General features: G+C 65.6%; 11 protein-coding genes and 1 other RNA gene. 7 read left to right on the top strand and 5 right to left on the bottom strand.

Going from position 1 to position 18976, the window contains the following annotated elements; all coding sequences use genetic code 11:
* Positions 1 to 52: 52 nt before the first annotated feature.
* A complete protein-coding gene (locus IG169_RS12605) occupies positions 53 to 364 on the bottom strand; it encodes a DUF2853 family protein (protein ID WP_193176557.1) in 312 nt (103 codons plus the stop codon).
* Positions 365 to 473: 109 nt separating this feature from the next.
* Here IG169_RS12605 and ssrA point away from each other — a divergent pair.
* From ssrA to IG169_RS12590, 3 genes are all read left to right on the top strand, one after another.
* Positions 474 to 848: a transfer-messenger RNA gene (gene ssrA, locus IG169_RS12600) on the top strand.
* A gap of 129 nt (positions 849 to 977) precedes the next feature.
* The gene (locus tag IG169_RS12595) at positions 978 to 1526 is read left to right on the top strand and encodes an SspB family protein (RefSeq protein WP_193176556.1); all 549 of its coding nucleotides are present in this window, start codon (positions 978 to 980) and stop codon (positions 1524 to 1526) included.
* A gap of 15 nt (positions 1527 to 1541) precedes the next feature.
* On the top strand, positions 1542 to 1772 hold the full coding sequence (locus tag IG169_RS12590) for a ribbon-helix-helix domain-containing protein (RefSeq protein WP_193176555.1): 231 nt from the start codon (positions 1542 to 1544) through the stop codon (positions 1770 to 1772).
* Here IG169_RS12590 and IG169_RS24345 read toward each other — a convergent pair.
* The 3 genes from IG169_RS24345 to IG169_RS12575 form a co-directional block, all read right to left on the bottom strand.
* Positions 1766 to 5527, bottom strand: coding sequence for a hypothetical protein (locus IG169_RS24345; protein WP_487345382.1), 3762 nt, complete (start codon positions 5525 to 5527; stop codon positions 1766 to 1768). The genes IG169_RS12590 and IG169_RS24345 overlap by 7 nt on opposite strands.
* A gap of 117 nt (positions 5528 to 5644) precedes the next feature.
* A complete protein-coding gene (locus IG169_RS12580) occupies positions 5645 to 7054 on the bottom strand; it encodes an FAD-linked oxidase C-terminal domain-containing protein (protein ID WP_193176553.1) in 1410 nt (469 codons plus the stop codon).
* 116 nt (positions 7055 to 7170) lie between these two features.
* Positions 7171 to 8916 (bottom strand): chloride channel protein, encoded by a 1746-nt coding sequence (locus IG169_RS12575; RefSeq protein WP_343225647.1) that lies wholly within the window; start codon positions 8914 to 8916, stop codon positions 7171 to 7173.
* Between the two features lie 370 nt (positions 8917 to 9286).
* Between IG169_RS12575 and IG169_RS12570 the strand changes: the two genes are divergently transcribed.
* Positions 9287 to 10963: a chloride channel protein gene (locus IG169_RS12570; RefSeq protein WP_193176551.1), complete on the top strand. Its 1677-nt coding sequence runs from the start codon at positions 9287 to 9289 to the stop codon at positions 10961 to 10963.
* Between the two features lie 100 nt (positions 10964 to 11063).
* Positions 11064 to 14882: a response regulator gene (locus IG169_RS12565; protein WP_193176550.1), complete on the top strand. Its 3819-nt coding sequence runs from the start codon at positions 11064 to 11066 to the stop codon at positions 14880 to 14882.
* 1 nt (position 14883) lies between these two features.
* On the opposite strand, the gene IG169_RS12560 is transcribed toward IG169_RS12565, so the two are convergent.
* Complete coding sequence (locus tag IG169_RS12560; protein ID WP_193176549.1) at positions 14884 to 15762, bottom strand: dienelactone hydrolase family protein; 879 nt, start codon at positions 15760 to 15762, stop codon at positions 14884 to 14886.
* A gap of 490 nt (positions 15763 to 16252) precedes the next feature.
* On the opposite strand from IG169_RS12560, the gene IG169_RS12555 reads away from it, so the two are divergent.
* Complete coding sequence (locus tag IG169_RS12555; RefSeq protein WP_193176548.1) at positions 16253 to 16912, top strand: class I SAM-dependent methyltransferase; 660 nt, start codon at positions 16253 to 16255, stop codon at positions 16910 to 16912.
* A gap of 525 nt (positions 16913 to 17437) precedes the next feature.
* Complete coding sequence (locus IG169_RS12550) at positions 17438 to 18967, top strand: helicase HerA domain-containing protein (RefSeq protein ID WP_193176547.1); 1530 nt, start codon at positions 17438 to 17440, stop codon at positions 18965 to 18967.
* The last annotated feature ends 9 nt before the right edge of the window (positions 18968 to 18976 follow it).

Raw genomic sequence — 18976 nt, 5'->3', positions numbered from 1 at the left:
GAAAAAGCCCTCGCCGCGTCGCGGCGAAGGCTCTGTCCGTCATTGCGGGCGATCAGAGATCGCCGAGTTTGCCCATGTGCTTTGCGACGAGATAGTAGAAGGTGACGCGGTTTTTATTCCGATCGCCGCTCATTTCCGCGCAAACCTTCGCGATCACCTCGTCGGAGGCCGCGTCATTCGTGCTGCCGAGCTTCTTCTCGCACCATTTTTCGCGCACCCGCGCCAGTTCGCTCGGATCCGAGCATGACACCAGCGAGGAATCGCGGCTGCGCAGGGCGATGCCGAGATGGCTGACGATCTTTTTAACGGCCGCCTCGTCGGCGTTCGCGTCGTAACGCTGCACGTCCTCGAGATATTCGCTCATTCCTGTTTCCTTCCCGTGCAAACGATTTTCAGTGAAAACATCTTCGCCGGAAACAGCGCCCCGGTTCTTGTCGAAAATCTTCAGGACGGGCACCGCAAAGTCAAGCCGACCCTTTGTAATCCAAGATGAAACCACCTATATCTGGAATTGTCGGGCAACCGGCTATGACAATAAACTGGCGATGCAATAAACCATTCGGACCCGGGGGCGGTACCCGGCGCCTCCACCACAAACGGTTCCTGGTCCAAAGAGGAACCTTACGAACCGCTTGTGATGGGGGCGAAACAGGATCGACGAGGGTGTAAAGATCGTTCTTTTGTCCGGTATGATACCACCGTTATCGGGTCAATCTAGTAGTTGCAAACGACAACTATGCAGAGGCACGTCTCGCTGCCTAATGGCGGTTCGACAGCTTCAAATTAAGTCCTAGAGGGTTGCACTTCTAGGCGGGGTTCGGAGGCACCTGGCAACAGAAGCCTCCACTTTCCCTCCACAGCCATCAATTAGCCTTGTCCGTCGGGCACAACGACGCGCCAAGCCCCTTGACCTGCCGCCGCGAAAAAAGCACATCATGGAGCGGAAAGACGCAATCTCCCGAAGGGCTGGGAAACCGATGACCGAAGACATGATCCGCTATGACATTCTCGTGCAGAATGCTCTGCGTGGCGTGATTCGCAAGGTTTTGACGGAAGTCGCCAAGACGGGCCTGCCCGGCAACCACCATTTCTTCATCACATTCGTCACCAATGCGCCCGGCGTGAAGGTCTCCAACCGGATGCGCGAGCAGTATCCCGAGCAGATGACGATCGTGCTGCAGCACCAGTTCTGGGACCTCGACGTCACCGAGACCGCCTTCGATGTCGGCCTGTCCTTCTCCGACGTTCCCGAGAAGCTGCATGTGCCCTATTCCGCGATCCGCGGTTTCTACGATCCCTCAGTCAATTTCGAGCTCGAATTCGACGTCGAGAATTCCGACACGCTGAGTGCCGTGCCCGAAGCCGCCGCCGGCGCGGACGAGGTCCCGGACGCCGAGCCTGCCAAGATCCCCGCCCCGGCGCGCAAGAAGGCCAAGGCGGAAAAGGAAGAGGACGAAGACGGGGACGAGACGCCGAACGGCGGCGCCGATGTCGTCTCGCTCGATTCCTTCAGGAAGAACAAGTAGGGCCAGGACCGCCTGATGGCCGTCCGCAAGCACTCGGTCACGATTTCCGGCCACCGCACCTCCTTTTCCATCGAGGACGAATTCCTGACGCTGCTCAGGCAGAGCGCCGCGCGGTCCGGCCGGTCGCTGGCCGCGCTGATCGCCGAGATCGACGAGACCAAGCCGCGCGACTCCAACCTCTCTTCGGCCTTGCGTGTCTTCGTGCTGAACGAGGCGCTTGCCGGCCGCCCAGGCGCCACTCACTGAACCGGCTGCAGATCGCGCCGGATGATGCCCTGGTTCAAGGCGTCGTTCAGCCGTTCCATGTCGATGATCCCCGGGATCGTCAGATCCTGGTCGGCCGTTCCGGTTCCACCGGTGGCCGCGCCGTTCGCGGGGCGTCCGTCGCCACCTTCGGAAAGACGCCGTGCCGCCTCTTCCGCCGCCGCCGCGCGCGCCGCCGTGCGCTCGTCCTCGAGCGAGCGCAGCCGCGCCTCTTCCATCGACTGTAGCCGCATGCGCTTGCGGTATTTGAACAGCTGCACCTCGCGGCGGAGCCGCTGCCTTTCGAGCAGCCGCGCCTGCAGCGCCTCGACGCGCGCCTGTTCCTTCTCCAGCGCGCGCTGCGTCAGGTAGCCCGTCACCGCCTCGTAATTGCGCGTGACGTCGAAACCGCCTTCCGCGTTCGACGCGAACGCCAGCGCCAGTTCCGGCTGCGGACCGGCAATGGCCTCCTCGCCCGGATCGAAGTCGACACGCGCCTTGCCCGAAATCGCTCCCGTCAAAAGGTTCACGCCCGCATCGGCGCTCAGCGACATCGCACCGGTCCGTGCCGTCGCGTTGGCGATCCGCACCGTGCCGTTTGCCACCGACACCGGATAGTCGGCGGCCGGCAGCACCGACGTCCCCGCCAGGAACGCGTCGTCGGCAAGCGCCTTCATCTGCTCGGCCTTGATTTCGTATCCGATCGCGTCGGCGCGCGCGATCATCGGCGCGAAGCCCTCGGCGTTGAGACCCGTCACCGTCAGCGGCCCGGTCGAAAGCACCCCCGATCCGCTCAGCGACGACAGAAGCGCCGCATTGCTGCGACCGCTGCCGGTCAGCTGCAGCGCCAGATCGGTCGCGCCCGCGATCACCGGCGCCACCGGCGGAACCAGCGCGTCGACGCTGACGCCCTTGGCCGCGATCTGGACATTGAGGATCATCAGCCCGTCATTGTTCTGCGCGCCTGCAAGGCCACTGATCGTGCCGCCGCCGAACGTCGCCTCGATGCCGCGCAGCGCCATCCCGCCGTCGCGATAGACCAGCGTGCCCGTGAGGTCCCTGAGGCTTTCGTTTCCGGCCGGCAGCGACACCTCGCCGGCCTTCACCCCGACCTCGACATCGTTGCCCGCCAGGATCGGCGGACCGAATTCCTGTTGCAGCAGGCCGCCCGTGTCGATGTCGAAGATCGCAGCGGACGGATCGCCGGAAATCACCGAATAGAGTTCGCCGGCATCGAGATACTCGAACGCCAGATCGCCGCGCACCGTGGGAACCTCCCCGGTCGCGTCGACGGTCAGGTCGCCGGTGACCCGGTTGCCGTTCAGCACGGCGTCGATCTGGCGCAGCACGGCCTTGCCGCTGCGCCAGGACGCCGATGCGGAAATGTCGGTCGTCGTGCCGAGCCCCATGCCCGGCAGCCCGTATCCGAGCGACAGCAGCCATGGTTCGATGTCGCCGCTCTCCACCTGCAACTGGCCGGTGAAGCCGGTCGACAGGATGTCCGTGGTCGTCACGCCATCGAGATGCGTGATCATGTCCTCGCCGGTGATCTTGATGTTGGTCCTCATGCCCGAAAACAGGCTGCCATTGACATTGGCTTCGACCCGCATCGCGCCGGCGCTCTCGGCGGGAATGCTGCTCAGCCCGGCCTGCGCGAACATCTGCTCGGCAACAGGGTTGTCCAATGACGCGTTGAGGATGACCTTGGCTTCCTCCGGCTTCTCGACGCTGCCGTTTGCGGTGCTGGTGATCGACAGTTTCGTCCCGCCCGTCTCACCGGAAACGCTGAGGCTCGCCTCGCCGGACAGCGTCTTTTCGAAGACGACGGACCCGACGACATCGAGCCGCGTGTCGGAGAAGGCGGCGCTGTCGCCGGCAGCGATGCCGGCAAGCTTCGCCAGCGGTCCCGCGCCGGGAAACCGCTGCGACAGCCCCTCGATCAGTTGCGCGCCGTCGCCCGCGACGACCGTGGCGTCGACATCGGCATGCATGCCGTCCTTTTTGCGCGCAAGACTCGCCGTCGCCGAGACCGACGCGCCATAGAGCCCGGTCACCGAAAGCCGGTCGATCTCCGTCTTGGTGTCGCGCGAGCGGATCGAGGCTTCCAGCGTTCCGAGCTTCACGCCGCGAATATCCGGCTCCTTCAGGTCGAGCGCGATATCGAGGTCATGATCGGCAAACCGCGCCGCGCCGTCCTTGCCGACGAACACCGCCGACAGCGCCTCCAGCGCGTCGAAATCCAGCGCCTCGCCCGACAGCTTCACGTCCAGCGTCGAGCGCCGCGCCGGGTCGGAGACGCGCACCAGCGAACCGCGCAGGCGCGCCGGCCCGAGGATCACCTCCAGATCGTCGACCTGCTGGCGCACCGGCGTGATGTCGACGCGCGCCGCAAAACCGGCATTGGCGAGCTTGCGGATCGGTTCGTCCGCCGTGCCCGTCAGCCACGTCGCGAGCCCCGACGGCTGCCGCGAGGCGACCAGAAGATTGCCCGAAAATCCGGCCTGTCTCTCCGCTTCGCTCCCCTTGGCCAGCGGCAGTTGCAGCACGCCGTCCGCCTCGACGGTCGTCCGCCCCGGCAGCTGCGCCGTAAAGCGCGACACCTTCCAGCGCCGCCGCGACGCCGCGCCGCCGCTTTCGTCCGGCGACGCCGCAAGCTTGATCTCGCGGATGCTGGTGTCGCCGGCGACAATGGCCGGGAGATCGACATTGATGCTGCCGGGGATCGGCGGGAACGGCAGCGTCGAAAGCGTCGATTGCACCAGCGCCAGCCGGTCGGAAACGGACAGTATCCCGCCCCCCGCCGCCGGCGGCAGACCGGTCGCCGCCTTGTCCTCGGGAAGCGTCACCTGCGTCCCCTTGACGTCGACGCGGTAGCGCGGTTCGGCGCCGCCGGTGACCCCCGCCGTGCCGGTGACGACATAGGGATCGTCCTGCGACCCGAACTCGGCCCGGTATTCGGCGACATCGACGGCGCGCGGCGACGCCGCGAACTTGCCTTCGACGACATAGCGGCTGTCGGCGGCGGGTTTCAGCGGCCGCACCGTGAACGTGCCGTTATAAGGGCTCGCATCGGCCGTCTTCGGTTCGGCGACACGTCCTTCCGTGCTGAGCTCGATACCCGCCGACGGCAGTTGCAGCGCGGTGCGCAGCGAGAACCCGTCCTTCGAAAGCCCGCCCGTGTTGACGCGGAAATCGAGCGGCGTGTCGTTCAGCCGGGTCGAGCCGGCGATGCGGTAAGGGCCGAAGAGACTTTCGGCGGAAACCGACGCGTTGAAACCGTCGAGGCGCCAGTCGCGCCCGGCAACCCGGTCATGCAGCACCATTTTCGCATTGATGACGCGGGCGTTTTCCAGCGTCACCTGCGCCGGGCTGACCGGGCTGTTCTCCGGCAGCGGCCAGTCCGGCAGGCCGCGTTCGTCGAGATCGAGCGTGATGGTCGGATTGACCAGCCGCATGTCGAAGATCAGCACTTCGCCCGAGAGAAAGGGCGCCAGTTCCGCGTCCATCGAAAACCGGTCGGCGACGACCAGCGGATGGTCCGGATCGCCGACCAGCACATGCTCGAAGGTGACCGAGGGAAACGGCAGCAACCGCGCCGTCGCATCGCCGGTCACCGTCACCTTCTCGCCCAGGATGCGCGTCGCCTCGCGTTCGAACGCGCTGCGATATTCGCTCCAGTTGATGAAATAGGGAGCCACCAGGGCGGTGATCAGCGCCAGTGCGACGAGACCGCCGAGTATCACAAAGAGGCGTGCCAGCTGTCTGCTCCGTGCATCGTTTCGTCCCCGCCGCGCCGGCGGGACGATGCGCTCAGTTGTTGCGCCTCACGGCGACAAGATCAAGGCGCAAGATCGCGCAGGCGGCCTGTATGGCCGTTACAGCCGGATGATCTTGCCCGGATTCATGATGTTGTCGGGATCGAGCGCCCGTTTGATCGAGCGCATCACGTCGACCGCGCCGCCGAGTTCAAGTTCCAGGAACGCCATCTTGCCCTGGCCGATGCCGTGTTCGCCGGTGCAGGTCCCGCCCATCCCGAGCGCGCGCAGGTTCAGCCGCTCGACGAAATTCTCCAGTGCCTCGATCTCCTTCGGATCGGTATCGTCGATCAGCACCGAGACATGGAAATTGCCGTCGCCGGCATGGCCGACGATCGGCGCCAGAAGGCCGGCTTCGGCGATGTCGGCCTCGGTCTCGGCGATGCAGTCGGCAAGCCGCGAGATCGGCACGCAGACGTCGGTCGCGATCGCCTTGGCGCCCGGCCGCAGGCCGAGGCACGACCAGTAGGCGTCATGGCGCGCCTGCCACAGTTTCGCGCGCTCTTCCTCGCGCGTCGACCAGATGAAATCCGCGCCGCCCAGTTCCGCGGCGATCTCGCCAAAGGTCTCGGCCTGTTCCTTCACCCCGGCCTCGGTGCCGTGGAACTCGACGAACAGGCAGGGCGAGACCGGCAGGGAGAGCTTCGAATAGGCGTTGATCGCCTGCACCTGCAAGGCGTTGACCAGTTCGATACGCGCCACCGGCAAGCCCATCTGGATCGTCATGATGACGGCGTTTGCCGCCGCCTCCAGCGTCGGGAACGGGCAGACGCCGCCGGAAATCGCTTGCGGAATGCCCTGCAGGCGAAGCGTCAGCGAGGTGATGACGCCGAGCGTTCCCTCCGAACCGACGATCAGCCGCGTTAGGTCGTAGCCGGCCGAGCTTTTGCGCGCCCGTTTCGCCGTGGTGATCTTGCGCCCGTTCGGCATAACCACATCGAGCGAGATCACGTTGTCGCGCATGGTCCCGTAGCGCACCGCATTGGTGCCGGAGGCGCGTGTCGCCGCCATGCCGCCGAGGCTGGCATCGGCGCCCGGATCGATCGGGAAGAACAGGCCGGTATCGCGCAGATATTCGTTCAGTTGCTTGCGCGTGATGCCCGGTTCGACGACGCAGTCGAGATCCTCGGCATTGACCTGGATGACGCGGTCCATCCGGCTGACGTCGATCGAGATGCCGCCGGCCGGCGCGTTGATATGGCCTTCCAGCGATGTCCCCGTCCCGAACGGGATGATCGGCACCTTGTGCTCGGCGCAGACCTGCACCGTTTCCTGCACCTCGTCGGCATTGTCCGCGAACACCACCCCGTCGGGCAGTTGCGCCGGAATATAGGTGGTCGTGTGGGCATGCTGGCGGCGCAGCGCCTCGCCGGTCGAGAACCGGTCGCCGAAGCGCTGCTTCAGGATCTGAAGTGCCAGCGCGATCCCGCTTTCGTTGCGTTCGACGAGCTTGATGTCTTTGAGAGCCACGGTTTCCTCCCGTTGGGCCCGCGCCCGCGCAACCGGAACCGGTCACGCGCGGCGCGATGTCTTGTTGTCGTTCTATGCCCCGTATCGGACCCGCGCAACCAGGGTCGGATTTGGCGTCAGTCGTAGTGGTTGGCGATCACCGCGTCGGCGATTTCGGTGGAATCGATCACGCCGACGATGTTTTCCGGCCGCGGCACCACGCCCGGTCCCTCGACCACGATGGCATAGGACCGGTTGCGCTGGCTCATGCGCGAAATCACCGAGTTGAGGATATGGTTCTGCGACGCGATCACATAGTCGCTCGACATGACCTCGCGCAACGTCTGGTGCGCGAACCGGTCGGCCATGTAGGGGATCGTGCCGAAGCGGACGAATCCGGCGATGCGCTGTCCGTCGGCGGCGATCACATGCATCGGCCCCTCTTCCTTCGACACCGCCGCCAGCGCCTCGGCGATCGGCGTGTCGATCGGCAGGATCATGAAGTTGCGCGCCATCAGCTCCTTGGCCTGGCGCACCAGGTACATGTTGGTGTGCCGGTTCTGCGGGATCGGCCGGCCGCGGTGGCGCAGCTTGATGGTGTAGATGTTGTCGGGAACGAGCCAGCGCCGCACGCCCACCGAGATCGCCACCGCGAGCACCAGCGGCACGATCACGTTGTAGTCGCGCGTCATCTCGAAGATCATCACGATCGCCGTCATCGACGCGCCGGTCGCGCCGCCGACCAGCGCCCCCATCCCGACCAGCGCGAATTCCGCCGGCGTGAAGCCGTGGCCGGGAAAGATGATCATGCCGACGAGACCGACAGCCCCGCCCAGCGCCGCGCCGATGAACAGCGACGGCGAGAACACCCCGCCGGACGCGCCCGCGCCCAGGCTGATCGAGGTCGCGACGACCTTCGCCGCGAGCAGCGCGAGAAGCACCACCAGCGTATAGGGATCGGAGTTCAGGATCGACTGGATCGTGGCGTAGCCGACGCCCATCGTGTGGTACTGGCCGGACACGAGGAAAAAGCCGTAGCCGAGCACGCCGATCATCAGCATGCCGATGATGTTTTGCGTGTATTCGTTGCCCGGCAGCGTCGGGAACACGTCCTCGCTCCATGCCAGCGACTTGATGAACGCCCAGGAAGCGATGCCGGCGAAGGCGCCGAGCAGCGCATAACCGACCAGCTGGATATAGTCGACCGTCTCGTGCGCCGGCACGGTGGCGAGCGGCACGATGAAGGCCGGATCGAGACCGAAGGCCATGCGCCCGGCATAGGTCGCCGTCGCCGTCGCGACGACCACCGGCAGGAAGGTCCGGTTCGAGACTTCCGGCAACAGCATCTCGACCGCGAACAGCACGCCGCCGAGCGGCGTGTTGAAGGTCGCGGCGATACCGGCGCCCGCGCCGGCCGAAAGCAGCGTGATCTTCTCCCAGCGCGCGAGATTGAGGGCGCGTGCGAGCGTCGAGCCGAATGACGCGCCGATCTGGATGATCGGGCCCTCGCGCCCGACCGATGCGCCGCTGCCGATCGAGATCGCCGAGGCGATCGACTTCACGATCGCCACGACGCCGCGCACGTTGCCCTTGTTGTGGTAGATCGCGTACATCACTTCCGGCACGCCGTGGCCCTTGGCTTCCGGCGCGAATGTCCGCACCAGGAAGACGACGATCAGGCCGCCGACCACCGGCGCCAGGATGACGAACGGCCCGAACGGGCTCGGCGGATCGAACTGGTTCGCGTCGTAGACGCTCGAAAACGTACCGAAGAAAAACAGGTTGTGAACGACCGAGATGAGGATCCGGAAGATCACGGCGCCGGCCGCCGCGACGAGTCCGATCAGGAAGGCGAGAATGCCCAGCATTGGCAGGCTGAGCACGCGCGCTTCGGGTTGGGGCGATTGGGCTTCGGCTGCGCCGGAAGATTCGGCGCGGCTGGCTGGGGTATCTTCTATTGAGGACATGACTGCCTGTATTCCACGGATTGTGTTCTGGCCGACGGGATCGGTCGTGAAATGTAACGGGCCGTCGGGCGTGACGGGCATAGAACCCGGCAGGAAACACCACCTAGCCCCGGAAGTGGCCTTCTCCTGAACCTGCATGATCCGAAAATCAAGGTCTCGGATTGTTTTGTTCGCCACAACATGCCGAAACCGGCATCTTGGCCTGTCGCCCCTGCTCCAGGCATGCGGTAACATGGCGGAAACCTGCGCCGGGTAGCCTGTGCGAAGCCGGGAAATGACAAACCGAATGCCAGAAATGCCGAACCGCACGCCGTCCCGTCTCCGCAGGGTCCTGACGCCGCTGAAAACCGGCTATGCCGCGGCCATGACCGAGATGTCGGCGAATTTGCGCCTGTTTTCCACGCGGGGCCAGCCGCTGATCTGGCTGCTCGCGCCCGTCATCGGCGCAGTCGTCGCCATCGCGGCCATCCTGTTTCGCATCGGCATCGGCCTCGTCCAGTATCTCTGGCTCGGCACCACGTCGGAGAATGTCGTCTCCGCGACCCACCAGATACCCGCGCTGGTCATCTTCGCCGCGCCCGTCATCGGCGGACTCGCCGTCGGCATCCTGCTCCAGACGATCCAGCCGAAACAGCGCACGTCGAGCGTCGCCGATGTCATGGAGGCGCGCGCCCGCGGCGGACGCGGCCTGCCGTTCTGGCCCGGCATCTCCTCTGCGCTGTTGACCGTCCTGTCGCTCGGCTCCGGCGCCAGCGCCGGCCGCGAGGGCCCGATGGTCCATCTCGGCGCGACGCTCGGCGCCGCCCTCTGCGAAAAGCTGCGCCTGCCCGATTCCGCGCGCCGCGTCCTGCTCGCCTGCGGCGTCGCCAGCGCCGTTTCGGCGTCGTTCAACGCCCCGATCGCCGGCATGATCTTCGCCCACGAGGTCGTGCTCGGTCATTACGCCCTGTCGGCGATCGTCCCGGTCGTCCTGTCGTCGGTGGTCGGCACGCTGCTATCGCGGCTGTGGTTCGGCGACGTCGCCGCCTTCATCATCCCGGGGCACCAGATCACCTCCTACTGGGAGTTCCCCGCCTTCGCGCTGCTCGGCGTCACCTGCGCCGCCGTCGCCGTGATCTTCCAGTTCGCGCTGATCGGAACCGACTGGGTGGCCCGTCACGTGCGCGTGCCGACATGGTCGCGGCCCGTCATCGGCGGCGTCGCGATCGGCGCCATTGCCGTCCTCTTTCCGGAGATCATCGGCGTCGGCTATGAGACGACGGACGCCGCGCTCAAGAACAACCTGCCACTGACCCTGATGCTGACGCTGCTCGTGGTGAAAACGGCAGCGACCGCGATCGCCCTCGCCTCGCGCTTCGGCGGCGGCATCTTTTCGCCCGCCCTCTATCTCGGCGCCATGACCGGCGGCTCCTACGGACTGATCGCCGCCTCGGCCTTCCCGGAACTCGCCTCTTCGGAGGGCCTTTACGCGATCCTCGGCATGGGCGCGGTCGCCGCCGCGATGCTCGGCGCTCCGTTTTCCACGACGATGATCGTCTTCGAACTGACCGGCGGCTACGCGCTGTCGATCGCGTTGCTCGTCGCCGTGTCGGTATCGACCGGGCTCACCTTCGCCTTTACCGGCAGGTCCTATTTCGACTGGCAACTGGAGATGCGCGGCATCGTCGTGCGCGAGGGATCGCACCGCTTCCTCGCGCGCACCGTCTCGGTTTCGTCCTTCCTCGAACCGATCGCCGAGGACGAGGAGAAACCGCCCTTCGACCCGGCCTCCGGCGATCCCAGGCTGCACGCCGACGACAGCCTCGAAAAGGCTCTGCGGCTGTTCGACCAGACCGGCGCGTCGCGCATCGCCGTCATCGATCCGCTGAACCCTGACAAGGTCGTCGCCTGGGCCAGCCAGGTCCGCGCGCTGCGGCATTTCAACCGGGCTTTGATCGACGCTTCGGTAGAGGAACATCGATAGCGAAATCCTGCCGTGAGCCCATAAGGTTAACGGGTGGTTCACCAGTTTCGGCGAATCTTGAGTTTGGGCTACGGGAAACGCGCCGTTAACGGCCATGCCCGTGATCGATTCTGGGGACGTCATGAACAGCAGTCACATGAAAGGATCGCCGGCGCATTTGCCGGAGACTGCTACTCTGGCGGATTACAAACGGCTGGCAGCGATTGCCGCCGACTGGGTCTGGGTCACCGACAAGGAACATGACTTCACCCATATCGCGGGCTCTCCGGAGGAAATCACCGGCGTTACCTCCGATGAAATGATCGGCACGTCCCGCAAGGACATTTTCCGCGCCAGGGCAAAGGATGATCCCCGCTTCCAGGCGCATCTGGACCTTATCGACCGTCACGAACCTTTCCGGAATTTCGTCTACAAGTTCATCGATCCGCGCGGTGGCGAACACTGGATCTCGGTGGACGGGTCGCCGGTCTTCGACGCCAACGGAGAATTTCAGGGCTACCAGGGGTTGGGCCGGAACGTTTCCAGCCTTATCGACCTCGTCGAGGACGCCGACCGGGCGCGCAGCGAAAACCGGCGCCTCAACAGCATCGTCGACGCGAGCCTGGACGCGATCAGTTCCGGCGTCGTCATCTACGACGAGAACGACCGGCTGGTCTACGCCAACAACGCAATGCGCGAACTCTACGCCGTGGTGGCCGGTCATCTCGTGCCCGGATCCCGGCTTGAGGATAATCTGCGCGAAAGCATGCGCTGCAAGGTCTATGCCAGCGACAGCGAAATCGATGCCTCGACAAGCGCCGCCGGGGCGCTGATCGCGGAGCGCCTCGCGAACCATCGCTGCCCGCATTTCGAGACCGTCGAGCAGTTCAGCGACGGGCGCTGGTGCCAGATCGAAAACAGGCGGTTGGCAAACGGGCTTCTGGTCGGGATCCGCACCGACATCACGCAGGTCAAGCAGCACGAGGAGGAACTGAAAAAGGCGAAGGCAAAGGTCGAACAGTCCTTCGGCGTTCTGCAGACCATCCTCGACAAAATCCCGATCGGTGTCATCGTTTATGACGAAAACGAGGAATTTCTGCTCTCCAACAACATGCTGAGAGCCGACCAGCCGAAGATGATCCCGGCGATGAAGCCCGGCAGATCATTGCTGGACGCGATCGAGCACGCCCACAGCAACAATCTGTGGCGCACGTCCGGTGATGCCGAGATGGACGAGCTCTATGACTCCGATCCGGAGGAATGGAAGCGCCGGAAGCATAGCGAGTACCAGCCCCCGATTTTCGAGGCGCTGCGCGGCTCCCCCGACGGAAAATGGTTCAAGACCGTCAATCTGCGCACCGACAAGGGTATGCTGATCGGCCTGCGCATGGACGTGACGGAACTCAAGAACCAGCAGACGGCGCTGGCTGAGCGCCTGCGCGAGAACGAGCTCTACCAGAACATCATCGAGGCGATTCCCGCCGCCGTTTACGCCAAGACGCCGGATCTGAAATTCGTCTATGCGAATTCGTGGTGGGAGAAGATCGCCGGCCTCACGATGGAGGAAGCGCAGGGCAAGACCGACCATGACGTGTTCGGCGAGGTCGGGCTCGAATACATGGAATCGGACCGCGCGGTTATGGAATCCGGTGAGGACCAGCAGTTCGAGGAAATCGGCGCCAACCCGGATGGCACGCCGAACTTCCGCCTTGCCCATAAAAGCAAGGCGTACGGATCGGACGGTTCGGTCTACATCGTCGGCATCACCACCGACATTAGCGAACTGAAGGCCCGGGAATGCGAGGCCATCGCCGCGCGCACCAAGGCGGAACTGGCGCAGAACGTCCTCGATCGCCTGTCGAGCCCCGTCCTCGTCAAGGACGCCAACGGCGTCTGCGTCATCGCCAACAAGGCGTTCGCCGAAATCCACGGCAAGTCGGTCGAGGACATCGTCGGCAAGACGGCGTCGGACATCGAGCCGCGGGAAAATGTCAAAAAGGCGACGATGTTCGAGACCGAGGTCATGGCCACCGGCACGACCTTTGCCCACGAGCACGACATCAGGCGCGCCGACGGCACGGTCTTTGCGGCCAAGGCCTACAAGTCGCGCGAAAGGCTCGCCGACGGCAACGACTATCTCGTCATCCGCATCGAGGACATCTCCAGGTTCCGCGACCGCGAGAAGGCCCTGCGCGACGCCCAGCTCAAGGCGGAGGCCGCCGACCGCGCCAAGTCGGAATTCCTCGCCAATATGAGTCACGAGATCCGCACGCCGATGAACGGCGTTCTCGGCATGGCGGAACTGCTCGCGGGCACCGAACTGGATTCCAAGCAGCGCACATTCGCCGACGTGATCATCAAGTCGGGCAATGCGCTCCTGACCATCATCAACGACATTCTCGACTTCTCGAAGATCGACGCCGGCCAGATGGAACTGGACCCGGAGCCCTTCGATCTGCACGAGGCGGTCTCCGACGTCGCGACCCTGATGACCGCGCGGGCGCGCCAGAAGGACATCGAGTTAATCGTGCGTGTCGCACCGGCGGTCCACAACATCCATGTCGGCGATGTCGGCCGCCTGCGCCAGGTTCTCACCAATCTCGTCTCCAACGCCGTGAAATTCACCGAATTCGGCCATGTCCTCATCGATGTCGACGGCCACGACCATGGCGACAGGACCGAACTGAAATTCAAGGTGACCGACACCGGCATCGGCATCCCGAAGGACAAACTCGACACAATTTTTGAAAAGTTCTCCCAGGTCGACGGCTCCTCGACCCGCCGCCACGAGGGCACCGGCCTCGGCCTGGCGATCTCGTCTGCGATCATCACCATGATGGGCGGCAAATACGGCGTCGAAAGCGTCCTCAACGAGGGATCGACCTTCTGGTTCACGATGACCCTGCCCAAGCATGGCGAACTGAAAGCGCTGGCAAATGCCGCCATCGACATCACCGGAGCGCGGGCCCTGATCGTCGATGACAATTCGGTCAATCGCTCGATCCTGATGGAACAGATGGATGCCTGGAACATCGACAGTTGCGCCGTCGGCTCCGGGATCGAGGCGTTGCAGGTCCTGCGCGATGCGGCGAAGCTCGATGCGCCGTTTGACTGCGTCGTCCTCGATTACCAGATGCCGGGAATGAACGGCGCAGATGTCGCCGCCGCGGTGCGCTCCGACAGCCGCATCGCGCATGTCCCGATCGTCATCCTGACATCCGCCGACAACGGCATTTCGCTCGAGGATATCCGCCGCCTGCGCATTGATAAGAACCTGATGAAACCGGCGCGCTCCTCGCAGCTTCTCGACGCCATCGCCGCGGCGATCGCGCCCGCGCGCCGCGCCGCTGCCCCGCAGCCGGCATCCTCCGGGCCGGCGGTTTCCGTGCGGCGATCCGCGCCGCCCGACGCGCGTGCGGCGCACCGGGACGCGGAAACGCCGGTAACGGACAAAGTCCCCGGGAACACGGCACCCGAAACCGCGCATGAAAACGTTGCGCAGGAGGACATCGCGCCTCCGCCCGTGCCGGACGCCGTCGACTATGCCCTCGACATCCTGATCGCCGAGGATAACGAGGTGAACCAGCTCGTCTTCTCGCAAATCCTGTTCGACAGCGGCTATTCCTTCGAGATCGTCAGCGACGGCCGCCAGGCCATTGAAACCAGCGAGCGCAAGCCGCCCCGCATCATCCTGATGGACGTGTCCATGCCTGATATAAACGGCCTGGAGGCGACCGGCTGCATCCGAGCCCGCGAGGATGCGACCGGGCACCACACCCCTATCATCGGCGTCACCGCGCATGCCCTGAAGGGCGACCGCGAGAAATGTATCGAGGCCGGTATGGACGATTACATGTCGAAGCCGATCAGCCCGGACGCGCTACTGCAGAAGGTCGACGAATGGCTGGGCCGGACGGACCCGGCATCGGCCCGCGCCTGATCTACGACAGTTTTTCCCTGAAGAACGCGATGGTCCGGCTCCACGCCAGATCGGCCGCCTGCTTGTCGTAGCGGGCTTCCGACGTGTCGTTGTTGAAGGCATGGTTCACGCCGTCATAGACATGCATCGTGAACTCCTTGCCATTCGCTTGCAGCGCCGCACGATAGTCGTCGATGCCCGCATTGATCCGCTGGTCGAGCCCGGCATAGTGTAACAGCAGCGGCGCCGCGATCGACGGCACCTGGTCGGCCGCCGGCTGCCGTCCGTAATAGGCGACCGCCGCGTTGAGCCCGCTGTCGGCGACGGCGAGCGAATTGACGAGGCCGCCGCCCCAGCAGAAACCGACGGCGCCGACCCTGCCGTTCGTCGCTGCGTGGGCGGCGAGAAACTGCCGCGCCGCCGCCGCGTTGGCGACAGTCTGTCCGGCGTCGAGTTGGCCGATCATCTCGCGCGCCTTGTCCTCGTCGCCGGGCGTGCCGCCCATCGGCGACAGGAAGTCGACCGCCAGCGCCGCGAACCCTTCCAGCGCCAGCCGCCGCGCGACGTCGCGGATATGCGGGTTGAGGCCGCGGTTCTCGTGGATCACGACAACCGCCGGAAGTTTCTCCGCCATGCCCGCCGGCGTGACGAGATATCCGGAAACGCCGCCCGACGCGCCCTGGAAGGTGATGTCCTCGCCGGCGATGCGCTGGTCGTCGGCGGCGACCATCCCGGCCCTGGCGCTGCTGGCCGCCAGCATCGGCGCGATGACCGCGGCCGCCGCGCTCGTCCCCGCCAGTTTCGTCAGCTTTCCCATGAACCCGCGCCGGTCGAGCGTCAGGTGGGTGTATTCGTCATAGGCGTCGATCATCGCCTGGGTGATTTGCGGCCTTTTCGCCATGCGTACCTCCTCGATCAGCAATTCTTCCGGAAAGTAACCTGTCTTCTTCGCCGCGCCACGACAATGCGCCGCTGCGCCGATCACAAATTGGAGAGCGCCCAGAATTCCCGCTGCAGGCCGAGCGCGTGGATCAGCCTTCGGGCCGGAGGCCCGCAAGCCCGACCGGGCGTCCGGCCGGCCAAGCCACCCCGCGGAGGCCAGCGAGCAACGCGAGCGCTCGGCCGCGAGCGAAATCAACGGCCGAAGGCCGCAAGGGCGACCACCCGTCCGAGCCTTCGCGAGGCCCCCGCGGAGCGAGCCGCGCAGTGGCGACAGCGTGAGCGCAAACAACGGCCAAACACCCGCAAGCCCGACCGGGCGCTCGGCCACGAGTGATAAAACGCCTCCCGCGAGCACAAGAAATAACCCGTGAGCGAAACCGTAACACGGCACAGGACCAACCCCGCGATATGATATCCTGGAACGGGGGAATCATCGAGCGGAGGCCGGGATGAACGTGAACAGGGATGTTGCGGCGGGACAGGCCGTCTACACGCCTTTCACGCTTGCTGCCTATGACTGGTTCGTGCTGGGCTTTTCCAACCGGCTTCTGTGGCGCTGCCCGACGTCCAATCTGCGTGATCTCTACGCTCGCAATGTCGGCGCGACGCATGTCGATATCGGGGTGGGAACCGGCTACTTCCTCGACAAGACGCCCTGGCCGGTGCCCGATCCACGCATCACGCTGGTGGACCTGAATCCGCACAGCTTGGAAGCCGCGGCGAAACGCATCGCGCGCTACAAGCCTGAAACGGTAACCGCCAATTGCCTCGAACCGCTGCCGGTCGAGGGACCCTTCGACTCCGTCGGCCTGTGCTACCTGCTGCATTGCCTGCCGGGCGGCATCGCCGAGAAAGCGATCGTCTTCGACCGCGTCGCGCCCGTGCTGGCGGAGAACGGCGTAATCTTCGGCGCGACCATCCTGCAGGGCGACACGCCGCGCTCGCTGCCCGCCCGGGCGCTTATGAAGCTCTACAACCGCAAGGGCGTCTTTTCCAACGCGGCCGACACCTTCCAGGATTTGCGGCAGGCACTGGAAAACCGGTTCGCCGACGTGGCGCTGCGCCGGTTCGGCGCCGTCGTGCTGTTCGAGGCGCGCAGGCCGCTCTAAACGGCGACAGCGTGAGCGCAAACAACGGCCGAAGGCCGCGAGGGCGACCGCCCGTCCGAGCCTTCGCGAGGCCCCCGCGGAGCGAGCCGCGCGGCGGCGACAGCGTGAGCGCAAACAACGGCCCAAGGCCGCAAGGGCGACCGCCCGTCCGAGCCTTCGCGAGGCCCCCGCGGAGCGAGCCGCGCGGCGGCGACAGCGTGAGCGCAAACAACGGCCCAAGGCCGCAAGGGCGACCGCCCGTCCGAGCCTTCGCGAGGCCCCCCGCGGAGCGAGCCGCGCAGCGGCGACAGCGTGAGCGAAAACAACGGCCCAAGGCCGCGAGGGCGACCGCCCGTCCGAGCCTTCGCGAGGCCCCCGCGGAGCGAGCTGCGCAGCGGCGACAGCGTGAGCGCAAACAACTTGCGAAAACATCCGTGGACCGCGCCTCCTGCCCGCTTCCCGTCACCCGCCCGAATCCTCTATTCAGGGACAGCCGGCGCGTCCGCCGGCGACTCCACGAACCAATTCACGCGAGCGAGCACGGCCTTGAAAGTCGACATCGACATGGGAACGACGTCCGCCAGCGAGGCGGCCAGGCTCGATATCGAGGAATTGCTGGCGACCCGCCTGCTGGTGCAGGGCAATTCCGGCTCCGGAAAATCCCATCTGCTACGCCGCCTGCTGGAGCAATCCGCCAAATGGGTCCAGCAGGTCGTGGTCGATCCCGAGGGCGATTTCGTCACGCTCGCCGACGCCTTCGGCCATATCGTGGTCGACGCCGACCGCTCGGAGGGCGAGTTGATCGGCATCGCCAACCGCATCCGCCAGCACCGCGTCTCCTGCGTGCTGACGCTGGAAGGTCTGGAAATCGATGACCAGATGCGCGCCGCCGCGACCTTTCTGAACGCGCTGTTCGACGCCGAGCGCGAGTTCTGGTTCCCGGTTCTCGTCGTGGTCGACGAAGCGCAGATGTTTGCGCCCGCGGCCGGCGGCGAAGTCGCCGAGGATGCCCGGCGCGCCGCGCTTGGCGCGATGACCAACCTGATGTGCCGCGGCCGCAAGCGCGGCCTTGCCGGCGTCATCGCCACGCAGCGCCTCGCCAAGCTCGCCAAGAACGTCGCCGCCGAAGCCTCCAACTTCCTGATGGGCCGCACCTTTCTCGATATCGACATGGCGCGCGCCGCCGATCTTCTCGGCATGGACCGCCGCCAGGCCGAGCAGTTCCGCGACCTGAAGCGCGGCTCCTTCGTGGCGCTCGGCCCCGCGCTGTCGCGCCGTCCGCTGCATGTGACGATCGGCCCGGTCGAAACCGGCGCCAGATCGTCGAGCCCCAGGCTGATGCCGCTCCCCGACAAGCCGGCCGATGTCGAGGACCTGATCTTCACGCCGGACCCGCAGGATTTCGCCCGGCCGCCGGCCCCGAGACGGGCAACGCCCGCGCCGCGCGCGACCACCGACATCATGGAGGACCTCGCCCAGGCCGTCTCGAGACAGGAGAACGAACCGCAAGGGGCCGAACCGGAAACGCCCGGCCGCCGGCCGCCGATGGACGCCGGGGAGATGGAGAACTGGATCGTCGACACGCTCGCCGAAATCACGGCGAGCCCGGACTCGTCTTTCCGTTCGGATTCAGAGCTCTACCAGGATTTCCTGATGCGCGGCCGCATGCGCCGCATCGCCGGCGCGCCGCTATCGATGAGCGAGTTCCGCCTGCGCCTCGCCATCGCCCGCTCCGGCGTCGACGAGGAGACCGCGGCGAGCGACGCCTGGCAGACGGCGCTGTCGCTCGCCAGACGCGTCACCGACGACCTGCAGGGCGTCTTCCTGATGCTGGCGCGTGCCGCGATCACTTGCGATCCCTGCCCCTCCGACGCCGAAATCGCCCGCGCCTACGGCACCCACTCGCCCCGCCGCGCCCGGCGTTTTCTCGACTGGTTCGAGGAACAGGGCCTGATCGTCCTCCACGCCGACCACGCCGGCAGGCGCATCGTGGCGTTTCCCGATTTCGACGCCCAGACGGCGGGCGGCGATGCCGACGCGCCGTTGCCGGAGGGCAAGACGGAGGCTGCGGAGTAGCCATCGGGC

This window comes from Oricola nitratireducens (genome assembly GCF_014904745.1).
Classification (GTDB): domain Bacteria; phylum Pseudomonadota; class Alphaproteobacteria; order Rhizobiales; family Rhizobiaceae; genus Oricola; species Oricola nitratireducens.
This window is presented reverse-complemented; position numbering and strand designations above follow the sequence as displayed.